This is a genomic window from Acidobacteriota bacterium, assembly GCA_016208495.1.
Classification (GTDB): domain Bacteria; phylum Acidobacteriota; class Blastocatellia; order Chloracidobacteriales; family Chloracidobacteriaceae; genus JACQXX01.
The window spans coordinates 1-17,744 of sequence record JACQXX010000050.1; the positions used below are offsets into that span (position 1 = coordinate 1).

Sequence of the window (17,744 nt, forward strand, 5' to 3'; positions counted from 1 at the left end):
AAATTCCTCCGGCAGTAAGCTTGTCCAATCCAATACCTTGATTGGGTTCTTCTTGATTTCGCTGTATCTTAAGTTTCCCATCTTTGAGCCTCCTTTTTAAAGAAGGATCAGTATATCATAAATCGTAATAACCTTTATTGGCGCCGTTTCGGCCAGTTCCATCAATGACCGGCAGTTCATTGGGATAGTTTTGAAAGGTAATGTACCCAGCCGTGGCATTCCCAGACACGTTGACGGTTGGTTTTTCGTTGTAAATGCCGCTTCGAACCAGCACGGTGCTGCCCGGTGTGGCCGATGTAAAGGCTTTTTGAATTGTTTTCCACGGGGCGATTTCGGTTCCCGCGTTGGTATCGAGCCCGCTGGGAGACACATAATAGGTTCGGACTTGTGCCAAAACTGAGGATGAACAACAACATACGGCTGCAAGCAATAGAAAAGTCAAATATACGCATCGCGACATAGCGCAAATGTCCTCCGATAACTGATTGAATAAATGAAATTGAATTTAGGGGCGTAACGACATCACTTGAGACAGTGCCGTAGTTTACCGATCCCTGGCAAGTCGTGTTGGAAAAGGACCTATACTTTTGTGGCAAACTCACTGAAAAAAGGAGGGGAGTCAGGAGTCAGGAGTCAGTAATGCCAGTTAAGGATTGACGTGTTTTTTGGTTTTCATCCCCGTTGGGATGGAGTAAGGTGAGCCGGTGGTCAGCGTCGCTTTGGACGCGCCACCGCCGGATGCGGGTCAGTTCCAGATTGCCCCCGCCCGGCCAGCCGCCGCCGTAGGCGGCGGCTGGCCGGGCGGGGTGAGGAGGCAACGTTTTCCCAGGGTTAAAACCCTGGGCTACGAGCCTGCCACCCGCTTCGCGGGTTCAAATCCGCTCATTTTTTCAACTCTTAACTGGCATTACTGACTACTGACTCATCAACTACTGACTACTGACTGCTGCCGATGGAGTATTTTTTCAATTTTTCCAAAAAGGTGGTGCGCTTCATGTTCAGGAGCCTGGCTGCTTGCAACTTATTTCCACCGGTTTTTTCCAATGCTTTGGTCAGCAACTCACGTTCAAAACTGGAAACGACCGCCTCAAAATCAACACCGCTTTCAAAATTGACTGATTCCTGTACTTCGGGCGGGGAGGCATAAGATCGAACCGGAGGCGTTGCGGCGACATAGGTTCGTTGAATCTCGTCGGGTAAATCTCGGATTAAAATGGTGGTTGCCGCCCCACTGAGTGCCGCGGCCCGCTCCATGGCATTTTGGAGCTGGCGCACGTTCCCAGCCCACTCATAGCTGGTCAGAACTGGCCAGACTGATTCATCAATTGTTTTGGCCGGCAATCCAACTGATTCACAAAACCGATTGAGGAAAAATTCGGCCATGGGGCGAATGTCTTCGCGTCGCTCACGCAGCGGTGGGAGATTGAGCCGCATGACATTGAGCCGGTAGTATAAATCCGGGCGGAATAGACCTTCCTCAATCCGCTTTTCAAGATTGGCGCTGGTGGCCGCCACGACCCGAACATCAACTTTCACTGATTTGGCCGAGCCCAATTTCTCAAAAGTCCGTTCCTGCAGCACCCGCAACAGTTTGGACTGCAGCGGCAGGCTCATATCCCCGATTTCATCTAAAAACAGAGTTCCGCCATTGGCCTGTTCAAACCGCCCGTCACGAGGCTGGATGGCGCCGGTGTAGGCACCCTTGACGTGGCCAAAGAGTTCATCTTCCAGCAGATGTTCCGGAATGGCGGCACAATTGAGGGCCACAAACGGACGCCTGGCCCGTGGGCTCTTGGCATGAATGGCCCGAACCAGTAATTCCTTTCCGGATCCGGTTTCACCGGTGACCAGCACCGTGGTGTTATAGGGGGCAATGGCTTCGACCTGGGCCAGCAGGTGCTGCATTTTGGGTGCGGTGGCAATCATTGACGACTTGCTGTCACCTGCCGTCGGTTCACTGGATTCAGGTTTGGAACCGGTTTGCTTGCGCGAAAGCGCCACTTCGATCAGGTTTTGGAGGTGGGTAATCGAAATGGGCTTGGCCAGAAAATCCTGAGCGCCGCGCTTCATTGCCTCAACGGCAATCTCGATGGTGCCAGCGCCGGTCATCACAAAAATAGAGATTCCAGGGCAAAGCCGAAGTAAATGCGGAATCAGGTTCAACCCTGACATTCCAGGAAGATGAACATCGAGTACGGCAACTTCAAAGAGCTGAAGTTGCGCCTGCGTCAGTCCCTGCTCGGCACTGGTACAACAACAAATCGAATGCCGCGGGTCCGTCGAACTTTCAAGCAATGCCAATACAGTTTCATCATCGTCCACAAAAAGCAGGTTTGCCACAACTGGTTCCTCAACCTTTCAGCATCCTTTTGCCCTGTCAGAAACCTGACAGCAGTTGACACACAAGATGAATTTTCGTCAGGCAGGATTTCAAATTGACGATTGGGGGTGTGGCCCAACAGGCAAAGTACTGCACTTCTACATCCTGCACGCAAATTCGTCAACATCATTCGTTGGCCAATCGTGGAATAGTAATTGCACCGAAGAGGCATCATTCATCCCTTATCGGCTCTGGTTCTGCGAGCCTGGTGAAGTTGCATTGTGCGGAGGTGTCACCATGAACATCCTTATTTTTGATTTTGCCCCATCATTTCAGGTTTCTGCTATTCGCAGTGCACTTGAACAAGCCAGGACTGACGCGACCGTGGTGGTGGTCAGTACTCCAGATCAAATTGAACCTGTACTGACTGAATTTACACCCGACCTGACTATCTATGTGGTTCATTCTCAAACAGTTGAATCAATTTCTGAAATGTATTACCTGCTGCATGCGGTGCCGTTTGGCAAGTTCCTGTGTCTGGTTGAGGCTGATCAAATCAAAGGTTCCCAGTCTCCGCTGTTTCCAACTCAACCTGGATGGCTCCGCTGTGGCGCCCCAAAACCAACCGCCGAAGCGATTATCGAGTGGTATCAAGCCGAGCCGGGAGACCTCTCGACCAACTCGGTACAGCAAGTCTTACTGGAGTCGGAAAAACGGTACCGAATCGTTTCTGAAATTTCCTCGGATTTTGCCTTTTCACTCCGGCCAGGCCAGGATGGTCGGCTGAGATTTGAGTGGCTCACGGCGGCATTTCAACGCATCACGGGCTATTCGCAAGCGGAAATTGAGAGTCAAGGTGGATGGACCAGCATTGTCCATCCAGATGATCTGGCATTGGCGTTACAACACCTGTCCCGACTCAACAGCGGCCATTCAGATACCCGTGAATATCGGATTGTGACCAAATCTGGAGTTATCCGATGGTTGCGAACCTACAGTCGGCCAATCATTGATCCGCACACCAACCTGGTCACCCAAATTTATGGTGCCTCGCAGGATGTTACGGAAATCAACGCTGGGCGCTTGCTCGAAGCACTGATGCACCAGCTTGACCAAATGGTCCTTCAGGAACTCCCGCTTGAAGATATTGTGTCGTATGCCTGCACCCGGTTGACCAGTCTGTTTAGCTATTCGGTGGTTTGGGTCGGGTTAAAAGAACAAAATGGATCAATCGGAGTCAAAGGCTACTCCGGGTTATGGGCACGCGACTGTCTTTCACAACTCCCGCTGGTCTGGGAAGAAAAACTGGAAACCATTGGACTGGCCGGACTGGCCATTACCTCGGGAAAACCCCAACTCGCCCGCCCAACCGATTTGCATTTGTGGCACTGGCGCAAAGCTGGCCGCTATGGTGTCAGATCAGCCATTGCGCTCCCTCTCATTGCTCGTGGGCAAACGGTGGGTGTGCTCAATATTTATGCCAGTCAAAAAGATGCCTTTAACCAGCATTATCTTTCCTGGCTTGAAGCACTTGCCACCCGGATTGCGATTGCACTGTTGATTTCAATTGATCGCCTGCAATTACGCCTGCAAAGCGCCGCACTTGAGTCCGCCGCCAACGCCATCATTATCACCAACGAATCGGGCAATATCGAGTGGGTAAATGCTGCGTTTACAAAATTTAGCGGGTATACCGCGGCTGAAGTCGCGGGGAAAAACCCGCGAATCCTGCGTTCGGAAGAACATCCACGGGCATTTTTTGAGAAGTTCTGGGAAACACTTATGTCCGGTCAGGTCTGGCACGGTGAACTGATCAACCGGCGTAAAGACGGAACGCTGTACACGGTTCGCCAGACAGTAATTCCGTTGCTTAATCAACACAATGCCATTACTCATTTTGTGGCGGTCCAGGAAGACATTACCCAGCAACGCGAAGAAGAAGCCCGCATGGTGAAAATGGCCTACTATGACCCGTTGACCAATCTGCCCAATCGCACCCTGTTTCAAGATCGGCTTCGACATGCGCTTCTCCAGGGGCACCGCAATGACTGGCGGGTCGGGGTTTTATTTGTTGATTTGGACCGATTTAAGCGCATCAACGACACCCTTGGCCATGATGCGGGCGATCAATTGATTACCGAAGTAGCCCGCCGACTGAGCACCAGTGTTCGGCGGAGTGATTCAGTTGCTCGATTGGGCGGCGACGAATTTACGGTCATCCTGCCCGACCTGCAAACAGCGGAAGGCGCCCTGATCGTGGCTGAAAAAATCATTTCAGCCCTCTCGGAACCGATCCTGCTCAAAGGCCATCAGGTTCACATTACAGCCAGTGTCGGGATTGCCCTGTTTCCTGACCATGCCGCCGATGCTGATGGACTTGTGACCCGGGCTGATATTGCGATGTATGAAGCCAAACAGCGCGGCAAAAATACGTTTGCGCTCTATGAACCAGGGATGGATTTACACAGCGACACGGCCTTTATTTTGGAGCATTCGTTGCCCAAAGCCCTTCAATCCAATCAATTTATGGTTGATTACCAGCCGGTATTCAATGTCGAGTCAGGGCAACCAGCGGGTATCGAAGCCAGCCTGTACTGGAAACATAAAGAGCGGGGGCCGCTGGCGTTCGCCCAATTTGTTGATCTGGCCGAGCAGAGCGGAACATTAAAACAAATCATGGAGTGGTACCTGCAAACGGTCATCCACCAGTTTCAGGCGTGGGCCGATCAGGTGAACCCGGAATTCAGATTTATTTTGCCGATTCCCGTCGCTTCGCTGTGTGAAACTCAAACGATTGAACGCCTCAGAGACCTGGTCCAGGAATTTGGTCTGTCATTTTCCTGGCTTGAGATTGCGCTCCAGGAATCGGAACTGGTGAGCACCGCTGGTACAGTGCAGCCCATTTTTGAACAACTCCGTGCCGAGGGGGTCAATTTTTCACTGCGCGGGTTTGGTGTCGGCAATTTGCCCCTGGCGACCCTTCATCGGTTAAACCTGCACCAGGTCAGTTTGGATTCAGGGCTGATGGCTCAACTTGGCGAAAGTGAATCAGACGCCATCCTGGTTTCGGGTCTGATTGAGTTACTTCATCACCTGGGAATGAAAGTTGGTGCCGAGGGGGTAGAAACTGAAGCACAAATAAAATGCTTAAAACAATTTGGATGTGATGAACTCAAGGGGAAAGGGGGTGAGTGGTGGGGGAGCTCCGCCAATCTTGACCTGATGATTCGGAAGTCAGCAACTGGAGAGGAATTGCCATTCGCGGCTGTAAAATCCTTTGAATCATCAGATAAACCGCTCCGAAAAATTTCTTGAGGTTGAATTATGAAGTTAGAACCTGCTAGAAATAGAAAGTCTTTTTATACTGGACGGATTTCAAATGCACCATCACCCCGATGAGGGATTCTCTTCCATTGCCGAGAAACGGCCTCACCACATGACCACTCAAGGAAAACTCCGGTTTTTAGTAGACCTGATGGCCGAACCAGTCATTGAGTGGGATCCATCGCTGGTGATTACCGGGATGAATAAAGCCGCTCGAATCTGGTTTGACCAGACTGGTACCGACCTGGTTGGTCAATCACTGCTGACTCTGTTTGCCCACCCTGAGCAAGGTGAGTCGTTCAAACGCCTGCTTTCAACCACGGGAAGCAGTTGGATTGAGTGCCGGACCCATCAGGGCCAATGGCGCAAGGCACACTGGTCCTGGGTAATTTTGGAAGCAGCGGGTAATCAGTCCGGGGAGAGAATTGCCATCATCACGGCTTCGGAGCCGCTTTCCAACCCCATTCCAACCCTGCCGACAGCTCAATTTGTTCCCACTGAAGACCTGCGTTCAACGCTGGATGCCATTCCAGCCAGCGTGGTCCTGGTGGACCAGGATGGAATCATCCGACTGGTCAACGAGCACTGGCACAACTTTGGAGTTTCCAATGCGTTTCAGGATACGACTCAGGGTTTGGGGTGGAACTACCTGGAAGTTTGTCGAAAGGCGGCCCCCAGTTCACCCGATGCTGAAAAAGCCCACCACCTGATCAAAGCGGCGCTCGAATCTCGAATCAGTAGTTACGAACTTGAATACCCCTGCCATGGCCCAGTTGGCAAGCGATGGTTCCGCATGCTCATCGCGCCGGCCACGCTTCAGAATCAAACCTTTGCCCTGGTGATGCACCTCGACATCACCGAAAAAAAATTAGCCGTGGATGCCTTCCGTATCAGCGAAGCCCGCTATCGTTCCCTGATTGCGGCGACAGCCCAATCCGTCTGGACAACTTCTGTTGACGGCCAGGTGACTGAGGATCAACCAAGCTGGCGGGCATTGACGGGGCAATCACCAGATGAAATTCAAGGGTGGGGCTGGCTTGACGCCATCCATCCGGAAGACCGACCGCAAATCAAACAGGCATGGGCCTATGCCCTGGAAACCAAATCATTATTGAGTCTTGAACATCGAGTTCGGATTGCCACCGGGGAATATCGCACGTTTGCCGTCCGCGCCGTGCCGATTACAAATGAGGCCGGGCAAGTTGATGAATGGATTGGCGCCCACACCGACATCACTGATCAAAAACGCGCCCTTAACGAATTAAAGAAGGCTGAAACCCAGCTTCGGCATTCCCAGCGGATGGAAGCCATTGGCCAACTGGCGGGCGGAGTGGCTCACGATTTTAACAATTTACTCATGGTTATTTCGGGATACGCCGACCTGGCGGCGACCAAACTCGGAAAAACCAGCCCGGTGTATCGGTTTTTGGAAGAAATTCGCCAGGCCAGCCGGTCGGCCTCGGGTGTCACCCGTCAGTTGCTGGCTTTTAGCCGCAAGCAAGATCAACAACTCAAGTCACTCAACCTGACCGACGTCGTTACGCAACTTCATAAATTGCTTGGCCGGGTGATTGGAGAGGACATCAAGCTGGTGACTTCCCTGGCAAACGACACAGCTCTGGTTCTGGCCGATCCAACCCAAATTGAACAGGTGGTACTCAATTTGGTCGTCAATGCCCGCGATGCCATGCCGACCGGCGGCACCTTGACGTTACAAACCAAAAATGTGGTCCAAACCACTGAGGAACGGACACTTCATTTCACGGTTCCACCTGGAAAGTATGTGGCGGTGATCGTCACCGATACCGGGTGTGGAATGGATGAACCGATCCTGGAACGAATTTATGAACCCTTCTTCACCACCAAGGAAGCCCACAAAGGCACCGGATTGGGCCTGTCCACGGTCTATGGAATCGTCCAGCAATCAAATGGGTATATTTTGGTCGAGAGTCAACCTGGACAAGGGACTACTTTCACGGTCTTGTTACCTCAAACACCAGGACTTGAATGCCAGCCAGTCACCGACGAACCAGTCATCCGTGTGAATGTCAGCCATATCACAATTTTGGTGGTCGAGGATGAAGACTCAGTCCGCTCGATGGTTCGGGAAGTCCTGACGCTGTGGGGATACCATGTCCTGGAAGCCGTTAGCGCCGAAGCCGCGATCAAACTGGTTGAACAATTCCATAAACAGATTGACCTGTTGCTGACGGATGTGGTGATGCCTGGAATGAGTGGTGCTGAACTGGCTCAGTTTGTTCAAGCCAAACATCCCTCTCTTAAAATTCTGTTTATGTCAGGCTATATCGCCGACGCCAGCCATGCGGTTGGAGTCGTGAGTGAACTCGAAAATTTTATTTCCAAGCCGTTTACCCCACTGACGCTCGTCAAAGCCATTCAGACGATCTTGAATCAACCCGTTGATTCATAAGGATGAGAGAATGACAAGGTGACAGGGTGACAAGGTGACTGGATGACAAAATGACAGGATGACAAGGTGACACAGTGACAAATGACAAGGTGACAGGATGACTGGGTGACATGCTGACAAGGGAAGAAATGTGAGTCTGTCACTGTGTCATCCTGTCACCTTGTCACTGTGTCACCTTCGTCATGATCGCCAGAACGCGCTGGATCAGGGCTTTCGGGGTAAATGGTTTTTGAAGCAATTCAACCCCTTCGTCCACCACGCCATGATGGGCAATGGCGTTTTCGGTATAGCCCGAAATGTACAACACGGGCAGGTCGGGTTGTTTTTCCTTGAGCTGTTTGGCCAACAGGGGGCCTTTGATTCCGGGCAACACCACATCAGTCAGAAGAAAGTCAAATTGAATCGCCTGGGTTTCAATCAGTTCCAGGGCCGCCTCGGCAGAGCCGGCATCATATACCTGAAACCCGGCGTCTTTGAGAATCTGCCGGGTTAGATTTCGGACGACGGCTTCGTCTTCAACCAGGAGAATTGTTGCTGTTTGGGCAGGGAGCACCGGTCGGTGCTGGTGAATTTCCACTGGCTGGTCAACTTCGTGGGTTCGGGGCAGATAGATTTTAAAAGTAGTTCCGACCCCAAGTTCACTGTAAATCCAGATGTACCCATTACTCTGGGTAATGATTCCATACACGGTCGGCAACCCAAGGCCAGTGCCTTTATCGCGGGATTTCGTGGTAAAAAAAGGTTCAAACACACGCGATTTGGTTTCAGCATCCATTCCGCACCCGGTATCGGAAACGGCCATTAAGACATATTCCCCTGGGTTCACATTAAAATGCTGATTGGTATAGGCAGGATCCAGAAACACATTGGCTGTTTCAATCGTCAAGTTCCCACCTTCGAGCATGGCATCACGGGCATTGACGACCAGATTCATCAACACCTGTTCAATTTGATGCTGGTCGGCCTTTACCGGCCATAAGTCACTTATCAATTTGGTTTTGAGGGCAATGTGTTCACCAATGATCCGGTGAAACATGCGCTCCATATCGGCGACTACGGAGTTAAGGTTGATGACACTGAACTGCATGACCTGTTTTCGACTAAAGGTCAGTAACTGGCGGGTCAGTCCCGCCGCCCGGTCAGCCGCTTTTGCAATTTCATTCAAATTTTTACACAACGGATCAGCCGGATGCAGGTGATGAAGCGTAAGCGCGGTATAGCCGGTAATGGCGGTCAACAGATTATTAAAATCGTGCGCAATCCCGCCAGCTAACTGACCAACCGCCTGCATTTTTTGTGATTGCCGAAGCTGCTCCTCAATTTGTTTGACCACGGCTTCGGCTTTCCGCTTTTCAGTGATATCCCAAAAATAAACGCCGAGTCCTTCGTCAACAGCATAGACTCGCAATGCAACCCAGACATCCAGGGGAGGGTAATACAGCTCCAGCATTTGATGGGTTCCGGTTTCCAAAACCTGCTGGTATACTGCCAAAAGCCCAACGGATTCAATCTCGGGAAACAATTCCAGAATTTTGCGACCGATGATTTGATGCCGAGACGTGTGAGTGATCCGCTCAAACTCCCGGTTGACATAGGTGAGTCGCAACTCCTGGTCAAGGGTATAAAACCCTTCACTGATGGTGTCGAGCGTGTGGGTTAACCGAGTGGTGAGTTCCTGGTTGTCAGCCTCGGCTCGGGCCCGTTCCGTGATGTCCTGAGTGTAGCCATAGAGCCGGCATACTTCTCCAAATTCATCCCGTTCAGCCTCGCCATGTTCGAGCATGACTTTTGTCTTTCCGTCTGATGTGAGGATGCGATAGGTATGTTCAAAGGGGTTCCCCGAATTGAGCGCCTCGGAAAGACAGGCAATCACACGGTCCCGGTCATCTGAGTGAACCAGAGCCAGAAACGCTTCAAATGTCGCTGGAAAGGTTTGTTCGTTGATTTCAAAAATGTGGTACAGCTCTTTGGACCAGGTGAGTTTTCCAGTTTCGATTTCCCGACTCCAGTTGCCCAATTTGGCCAGGCGCTGAGCTTCGGCCAGGTGGCGTTCACTCTCAATCAGATCAATTTGACCCTGTTTGAGTTCGGTAATGTCATGGAGCATGCATAACATGGCCGGCTGCTCATCAATTTCAATCAGTTCCACTGAAGTCAGGGTATCCTTGATTTCCCCGGTTTTGGTTCGAATCTGCGCTTCCACATGAGCCGATGTCTGGTGGTCCGCAAATTGTTGAATCAAGTGGTGACGGGTTCCCGGCACAACCCACAAGTTGAGATCCAGGGTTGTTTGATTGAGGACTTCCTCTCGTTCAAATCCGACCATGGAAAGAATTTGAGGGTTGGCATCCAGGATACGCCCTTCGGGATAGGTTGTGATAAAACACCCAATCGGGTTGCTGTGAAAAAACTTGGAAAATCGGGCTTCGCTCTGCTGGAGTTTGGCTTCGGCTTGCCGGCGGGCAGTTATATCCGTCACCAACACCAGGCGTGCTTCAGCACCATGAAATTCCAACCCATATGAAAGAATTTCAACCTCAATGAGCCGTCGGTCTTTTGTCAGGTGGTGCCAAACTTTGGGGACGCCAAGACCTTCGGGCAATGAAGCCACTGAGTTTTTGACCGCGTCAATATCTTCAGGCGGGCGAATATCCAGAATGGTCATCTGGTGAAACTCTTCGCGGGTATATCCATACACTCGAAGCGCCGACTCATTGACGTCCAAAAATTTCAGGGTTTTGAGGTCATAGACCCACATCGGCTGCGGGTTGTGGTTAAACAGATAGCGGTACTGGACCAGTGGGATTTCCATCGAGGTCGTAAGAGCCTTCAGGGCCCGGCGGGCGGCCAACGGCAACCGGCGCAGCGCACATTTCAGAACATAATCCGACGCCAGCCCGGTGGTTGCCTGGAGCGCCATGTCTTCAAATTCCGGGCTCGTGACAACGATGATCGGTTGATACGGAAACCAGGTTTCAAGCGTGGTTTGAACCGCGGCCCAGGTTAAACTTTGAAAGGAAACTTCTGTTAAAATTAATTGAATCTGTTGGATACGGGCAGCTTCGATTTGTTTTAGAGAGTCGGCTTCGGTCCATTCACAGGCCACACAAGCACTGGCAAATTGCTTTTTGACCAGTTCGCGGGCTGTTTGGTGTTCATCAATGAGTAAAATGCGTGTAACCTTCTCGTGTGGACGATACATAGGGACTCACCTTTGTCATCCAGGGGGTTCAAGCTCAGTAGCTGGTCCTAAGTATCTTGCCGAAAATTCCCAGACATTTTGAACCACAAAACACACAAAATACACGAAAAGAATCAACCACTTACGAAATCCAATATCTCAGAAAATCTGTGGCAAGGTACTTAACTACTCGTTGGTTACGATACTATCATCAACCCATTTGGATCAAATGATTTTGTTCGTACCTGATTTTGAATCTTCCAACCTGAATAAAAGTGAGTTTTCGGAGAAAAACAGTTGAAAACAAAAGTTAGAGGTTTTTTGTGAACAGCAGTTGCATTCATAAAATTACCCGTGGCATAACCTCCACAAAGTATGCCAGAACCTTCAGGAAATCAGCCGTCACTGAAATACCACTCCCGAGGCAGGAATTATGGAGACTCGATTTTCTCCGCTGGCGTCATTTCATTCAACTTCCATGCTGGAAATCCTCCAGGCCATTGACATCAGTTTTGGCAAGTCACTCAAACCAGTTTGTGTTCTCAAATTGGCATCATTGCACCCATTTGATTTCAGATTTCTCTATACCAATCGAGCGGTAACGGAATTGACCGGATTTGAACGCGAAGTCCTCGAACACCATTCACTCTCTGCAATTTTTCCGCCGCAACTCAATCAAATTCAATTTGGAAAACTGATCCATACGATCAACCCTGATTTTCAAGGCACGATTGAACTGATTGGTATCGCCCTGGATGGAACCGAACATTTTATCAAAGCGACTTTTTCACCCTGGCTCAACCCGGCTGAACCTCCCTGGTATTTCACACTTCAATTCCTGGAAGTGACAGATTGTCCAGAAGAATTTTCGTTTACCCCAGATCGCCCAATGCTGGCGCCCCAGGTCATTCCATCCAAACCCAGCAAACAGAGCTTTACGGGCAGACTCAACCAGTTTTTGGATCAGCAGCAACAATTTTGGGCCAAAATGAGTCACGAAATCCGCACCCCGTTACAGACTATCATTGGGTTGTCGCATATCCTTCAGGGCACCAAACACGGCTCGTTGACGGATCCGCAACGGTCCTCGGTCAAATCCATCGAAGAATCCGCCGAAAAACTTCTGAGTATCGTCAATTCGATTCTCGATTTATCGCGGATTGAGTCTGGGAAGCTCTCGGTCAATATCCAACCAATCAAGCTGCAGGAACTGATTGAACCCTGTCTGCGATCAATCCAGCCGGCACTCCAGGCTAAGCGGCTTCATTGTGAAGTTGTCTATGAAGGCGCTGCCACAACCATCCTGGGCGATTTGAAATTACTGCGCCAGAGTTTTCTCCAGTTGTTGGACAATGCCATCAAATTTTCCCTGGTTGATGGCCAGATTGGAATCATCACTCGCTATCATGCCAAAACACACAGTGTTCACCTTACGGTTTGGGATCACGGACCTGGAATCCCCAGTACCAGTTTTAAATTTTTATTCTGGCCGTTCACCCAAATTGATGGTAGTTTGGCAAGACAGCATGAAGGCGCTGGCTTAGGATTGCCATTAACCGTTCGTTTGGTTCAGGCTCAGGGTGGCTGTACAATTCTGGAAACCAAACCCGGCCAGGGTTCACGGTTTACCATTGTTTTGCCTGCCGTCACCGCCAATTCATTTTCGAGACCTGAGTACCAGGCGGTCGTTGATGCCTTGATTCAGACGCTGAACCGATTGGGTCAACCAGTTCTGTTTCAATCAAGCAAGCAGGTTCTGGTTTCTCCGATCTTGCAACTGGCCGAAGGGCTGGAGTCAGCGGCGGTTATCACTCACAATACCGAAGAATCGCTCCACTGGTTGAGTTACCACACAGCCGCAGCGGTGGTGATTGAAGCCCCCCTGGTCACGCGTGAAAAATTAGAACTGGTATCGCACTTTCAACGGCTGCCCGCCATGAGCCGGGTGCCCTTTGTGCTCATCAACAGCCTTGATATCCCAGGTGATGCTGAACTGTGCGAAATGGCTGGCGTCACGCAGTATGTGTGCAATCCAGTTACCCTTCCTGAACTGGCGGAACTGTTGCAAACCAGTCTGCCGGCAACAAATCCCTGATCATCTTTCCAGCAAAAACAGGCACGAGGCTTGTTGATGCTTCTGAACATTGCGTTATGAACACACTGGCGACGTTGTTGATCGTGGATGATACCTTGAGTGTCTGCCAGGTTCTGGTGGATATGCTTGAATCACCCGAATACCACATCGAGACAGCCAATGATGGGTTTGAAGGCTTGCTCAAGGCCCGCACCTTGAAACCCGATTTGATCCTGCTCGATGTCATGATGCCGGGCATGGATGGCTTTCAGGTTTGCCAGCACCTGCGCACGACGCCCGATCTGGCCGAAGTCCCGATCTTGATGCTGACCGCCCTCGATGATCAGGAATCCCGGATTAAGGGGATCGAATCCGGTGCCGATGATTTTATTACCAAACCGATCTCACCGGATGAACTCAATGCCCGGGTGCGGACCATTGTTCGGCTGAACCGGTATCGCCGGCTTCATGCGGAACGCGCGAAATTTGATTGGGTCGTGGAACAATCGGAAGATGGCTATCTGGTTCTCAACGATGAGGATCAGGTTACCTATGCCAACCCCAAAGCCTGTCTTTTACTGTCCATTCATCCAATTGGAACCCACCCGGAACCAGTCTATTTTCGGGCAACGATTCAAAAACAGTACCAGTGTCACCCATCTGACCTGTGGAACACCTGGCCGCTTGAAAATCCCGAGTTGCCATCCCCTCCGCCCCGATATTTGGTCCGCCCCGAAACCGAAACGTCGCAGGCATTCTGGCTTCAGGTCTTTCAGTTCCAGGAACCGATCCAGCAAGCCGCCCACCGAATTATTTGTCTAAAGGATGTAACCTCCCAAATCTTGACGATGCGGGATGTTCAGGCATTTCATCGGTTGATTCCACACAAACTCCGCTCACCGCTCAATTCCATGCGGCTGGGCATTGAAATGCTGGCCATGCATTCGGCGGCTCTGCTTGGCGGGGAAATCGCGGATCTGGTTGATATGGCCCTGCAGGGCATCTATCGGCTCGATCAGGAAGTAACAGACGTGGTGCAATACCTGCACGCCCCAGCCCTGGCTCGCAAAGGGAAAGAAATCCAGGTTGAAGCCGTGACGGTCTTGACCAGGCGCATCAGCGATGAACTTGAACTGGCGCCGCCGCAAATCAGCCTCACCTCCAACCTTCAATCCTATCAATTACAACTCTCCGAACCGGCGTTGGAGCGTGTGTTGTTTGAACTGCTTGAAAATTCAAAGAAATTCCACCCGCACCAGTCTCCGCAAATCACCATCGAGGTTGAGCCAACTGGCCTGGAGCAAATCAGGCTCCGCGTCACCGATGACGGAGTCCATCTGTCACCTGAACAACTTGAGCGAGCCTGGGTTCCATATTACCAGGGTGAAAAATACTTCACCGGCCAGGTGGCTGGCATGGGATTGGGCTTGCCGATGGTCGCGATGTTGATTTGGGCGGCTGGTGGGAGTTGCCTGTTGCGAAATCGGCCTGACCAGCCCGGCATCCAGGTTGAACTGGTGTTTCCCGTGACGGTTCCTGTTTCCAAACCAGAAAGCGACCCGGTTGGCGCAAACCTGCGCCAATCGTAGCCGCTTGCTCAATCGGGTTGGTCAGTTCTGGAGCCCAATTGGCTCCTTGAGTCCTTTTAGCCAGCACACTTCTCAAAATGAAGACTCAAACCCTGAATCTTCACCTTCACTTTCTTATCCAGTTTGTGGCTTGTCTCCTGGATTTTTCCGCTCAAACCCTGTCATATGGACACAATACGTCTCAAGAAAGATCCACCTCCACCAGAACCGGATCCAGCACCAACACCTCAGCCTGAGCCCTCGCCGGTGGAATCGCCGCCAATCGGCGCACTCCATCACATCAGGCCCGGTGACCAGTTGGGCCCCTATACCTTGATCTGTCGGCTTGGACGCGGGAATTTTGGTGTTGTCTGGCTGGCTGAACGACGTGGGGCGATTGCCACCACCAGTATTGCCTTGAAAATGCCGCTGGATGAGGAAGTTCCACTCGATTCATTGCGGCGCGAAGCCTCGCTCTGGGTCAAGGTCAGCGGCCACCCAAACATTCTGCCGATTATTGAAGCCGAGGTCTATAGCGGACAAATTGTCATTGCCAGCGAATATGTCAGTGGCGGGTCGCTCGCCACCTGGCTGCAAAAACACAATGGGGCCGCCCCGTCAATGGAAGCAACGCTCGAATTGATGAATGGAATCTTGCGTGGATTGGAACATTTACACGAGCAGCGGGTCATCCATCGCGACCTTAAACCAGCCAACATCATGCTCCAGCATGGTTCACCCCGGCTCATGGACTTCGGCGTTTCCAGGGTGATTGAAAACAGTCTGTTGACCAACACCATTGCCGGAACGGTCCAGTATATGGCCCCAGAGGCTTTTGACGGGTTTCGAACCGAACTGACTGATCTGTGGGCGGCGGGGGTGATTTTTTATCAACTGGTCTGTGGAAGACTCCCCTTTTTGCAAATGGGCGATATCGTTCGCCGCGATCCGTTGCCGATGCCGGCAACCGTCCCAGAACAAATCCAGCACATCATTACCCGGTCACTCAATAAAGAACCCAATTTCCGCTACCAATCAGCCGGCGAGTTGCGCGATGTCATTCGGCACGTCTGGAAGACGGTATCGTTCCCCCCAAGCCCCATGGGCAGGGACGAATTACGTCTTCCGCAGGACCAAACCGTCATTCTGAAAACCGATGATCATCAAAACACCTCAACCCATTCTGAAACCATCACTTTTTCCAAACCCAGACCGGTATTGAGTTCGCAGGTTTTTGATCGAGCCGTTCTCGACGCCTGGGGAAACGTGGTCGAATGGGTGACGGGAGAGTGCCAGTATTTTGATGAACTGCTGGATGAAGGACTGTTTCTGCGGATGGTGTCCATTTTAGAGGGCTCGTTCCTGATGGGAAGCCCAAGCGGTGAAGGAAAAAGCTATGAAAAGCCGCAGCACGAAGTGAAAGTCGCACCATTTTTCCTGGGTATGTTCCCAGTCACGCAATCCCAGTGGCAGGTGGTGGCCCAGTTTCCCAAAATCAACCTCGATTTGTCGCCGACGCCTTCTTTTTTTCAGGGCGACCCATTGCTTCCGGTCGAGCAGGTCTCGTGGGAAGAAGCCCAGGAATTTTGTGACCGGCTTTCAATTGCCACCGAACGATCATTTCGGCTTCCCACTGAAGCTGAGTGGGAATATGCCTGCCGGGCCGGAACATCAACCGTTTATGCCTTTGGTGATAACATCGCCACCGATTTTGTCAATTATGACGGGAACTATCCTCACGGACTGGGAAACAAAGGCATCCATCGCCAAAAAACGGTGCCCGTTGGTAGTCTTGGAGTGCCGAACGGATTTGGAATCTATGACATGCACGGCAATGTCTATGAGTGGTGCCAGGATATCTGGCACAATTCGTACCGCAATTCCCCAGTCACATCTGACTGCTGGAATCAATTTGGAGATGACCGGTACCGGGTCCTCCGCGGAGGCTCGTGGCTCAACGTGGCTGATTTCTGTCGAAGCGCTGACCGGGTCCGCTTTGCACCGAACCTCAAAAACAAAATTCTTGGGTTCCGTGTCGCCCTGAGTTTCTGAGCCGGGATTGGGGATGGTATAAGGGGACAATGGGACAGGGGGACAAGGGGACAAGGGGACAAGGGGACAAGGGGACAAGGGGACAAGGAGAAAAAACATGCTTCCGCTCCCAACGCCGGGAGGAGGATCTCCTCGTCTCCTTGTCTCCCCCATCTCCTTGTCTCCCCATCTCCTTGTCTCTCCCAGATCCTTGTCTCAAACAGGCTCACCTTTCCTTATCCTGGCGCTTATGACCCGCAACCCTGAACCCTGAACCCTAACCTATGATGCTTACACCCGTTTCGCCCATCACTGAAGAGATGTGTTTGGTCATTGAGCCCGAGTGGAATTCATTTCACAGCCTGGCTGAAGTACTGCGACATGGATTGAGCCGACCTGACCTGTACCACCCAACCGTGATTACCGATGTCATTGTTCAGGACGAGTTCACCCACGACATCGTGATTGCCCGGCGAGATGGGCTGGTACTCGTCCTGGGTTCAACCTGACTGGGTGCCATCACGGCAGTTGCCGTGTGGGACCACCAGCCAGATGGCGATGAATTGCTGGCCTTTCGGCTCAAACAAGGTTGGGAACCGACTCCTTCGTTGCTTGTGGAAGGCAATCAGGTTCTGGGCCATGGCGCCTGTTGGTATCATCCGAAAGTTAATCCAAACTAAGTGAGTTAGCAAAAGTTATTTGAAAAAAGATTTCAACCAAAAGTTCTTTGATAAGATGCCAGCCTTGAGTAAGGCTTCAGTCTGAGTCAGTGATTGAATCCATTGCTCAGCAAAGTCAGCGTGCTGGTCAATATC

Annotated in this window: 11 protein-coding genes; 6 read left to right on the forward strand and 5 right to left on the reverse strand. The window is 51.4% G+C overall.

Annotated elements, in window-relative coordinates; all coding sequences use genetic code 11:
- Positions 1–115 precede the first annotated feature (115 nt).
- The 3 genes from HY774_08460 to HY774_08470 form a co-directional block, all read right to left on the reverse strand.
- Positions 116–460, reverse strand: a complete 345-nt coding sequence (locus HY774_08460; GenBank protein ID MBI4748509.1) for a DUF1565 domain-containing protein — start codon at positions 458–460, stop codon at positions 116–118.
- A gap of 166 nt (positions 461–626) precedes the next feature.
- Positions 627–818 carry a hypothetical protein gene (locus HY774_08465; protein MBI4748510.1) on the reverse strand — a complete coding sequence of 64 codons (192 nt, stop codon included), beginning with the start codon at positions 816–818 and terminating at the stop codon, positions 627–629.
- A 118-nt stretch (positions 819–936) separates the two neighbouring features.
- Positions 937–2,340, reverse strand: coding sequence for a sigma-54-dependent Fis family transcriptional regulator (locus tag HY774_08470; protein MBI4748511.1), 1,404 nt, complete (start codon positions 2,338–2,340; stop codon positions 937–939).
- 277 nt (positions 2,341–2,617) lie between these two features.
- Between HY774_08470 and HY774_08475 the strand changes: the two genes are divergently transcribed.
- Together HY774_08475 and HY774_08480 are read left to right on the forward strand one after the other, a co-directional pair.
- Positions 2,618–5,635 (forward strand): diguanylate cyclase, encoded by a 3,018-nt coding sequence (locus HY774_08475; GenBank protein ID MBI4748512.1) that lies wholly within the window; start codon positions 2,618–2,620, stop codon positions 5,633–5,635.
- 121 nt (positions 5,636–5,756) lie between these two features.
- Positions 5,757–8,075, forward strand: coding sequence for a PAS domain S-box protein (locus HY774_08480; protein ID MBI4748513.1), 2,319 nt, complete (start codon positions 5,757–5,759; stop codon positions 8,073–8,075).
- 163 nt (positions 8,076–8,238) lie between these two features.
- Here the strand turns inward: HY774_08480 and HY774_08485 are convergent, their stop codons facing one another.
- Positions 8,239–11,277, reverse strand: coding sequence for a PAS domain S-box protein (locus HY774_08485; protein MBI4748514.1), 3,039 nt, complete (start codon positions 11,275–11,277; stop codon positions 8,239–8,241).
- A gap of 412 nt (positions 11,278–11,689) precedes the next feature.
- Here HY774_08485 and HY774_08490 point away from each other — a divergent pair, with 412 nt between their 5' ends.
- From HY774_08490 to HY774_08505, 4 genes are all read left to right on the forward strand, one after another.
- Complete coding sequence (locus HY774_08490; protein ID MBI4748515.1) at positions 11,690–13,351, forward strand: PAS domain-containing sensor histidine kinase; 1,662 nt, start codon at positions 11,690–11,692, stop codon at positions 13,349–13,351.
- 56 nt (positions 13,352–13,407) lie between these two features.
- A complete protein-coding gene (locus HY774_08495) occupies positions 13,408–14,919 on the forward strand; it encodes a response regulator (protein ID MBI4748516.1) in 1,512 nt (503 codons plus the stop codon).
- A 165-nt stretch (positions 14,920–15,084) separates the two neighbouring features.
- Entirely contained in the window at positions 15,085–16,950 is a 1,866-nt protein-coding gene (locus HY774_08500) for an SUMF1/EgtB/PvdO family nonheme iron enzyme (protein MBI4748517.1), read from the forward strand.
- A 263-nt stretch (positions 16,951–17,213) separates the two neighbouring features.
- Complete coding sequence (locus HY774_08505) at positions 17,214–17,438, forward strand: hypothetical protein (protein MBI4748518.1); 225 nt, start codon at positions 17,214–17,216, stop codon at positions 17,436–17,438.
- On the opposite strand, the gene HY774_08510 is transcribed toward HY774_08505, so the two are convergent.
- Positions 17,430–17,588 (reverse strand): hypothetical protein, encoded by a 159-nt coding sequence (locus HY774_08510; protein ID MBI4748519.1) that lies wholly within the window; start codon positions 17,586–17,588, stop codon positions 17,430–17,432. The two genes, HY774_08505 and HY774_08510, sit on opposite strands and share 9 nt — an antisense overlap.
- Positions 17,589–17,744 lie beyond the last annotated feature (156 nt).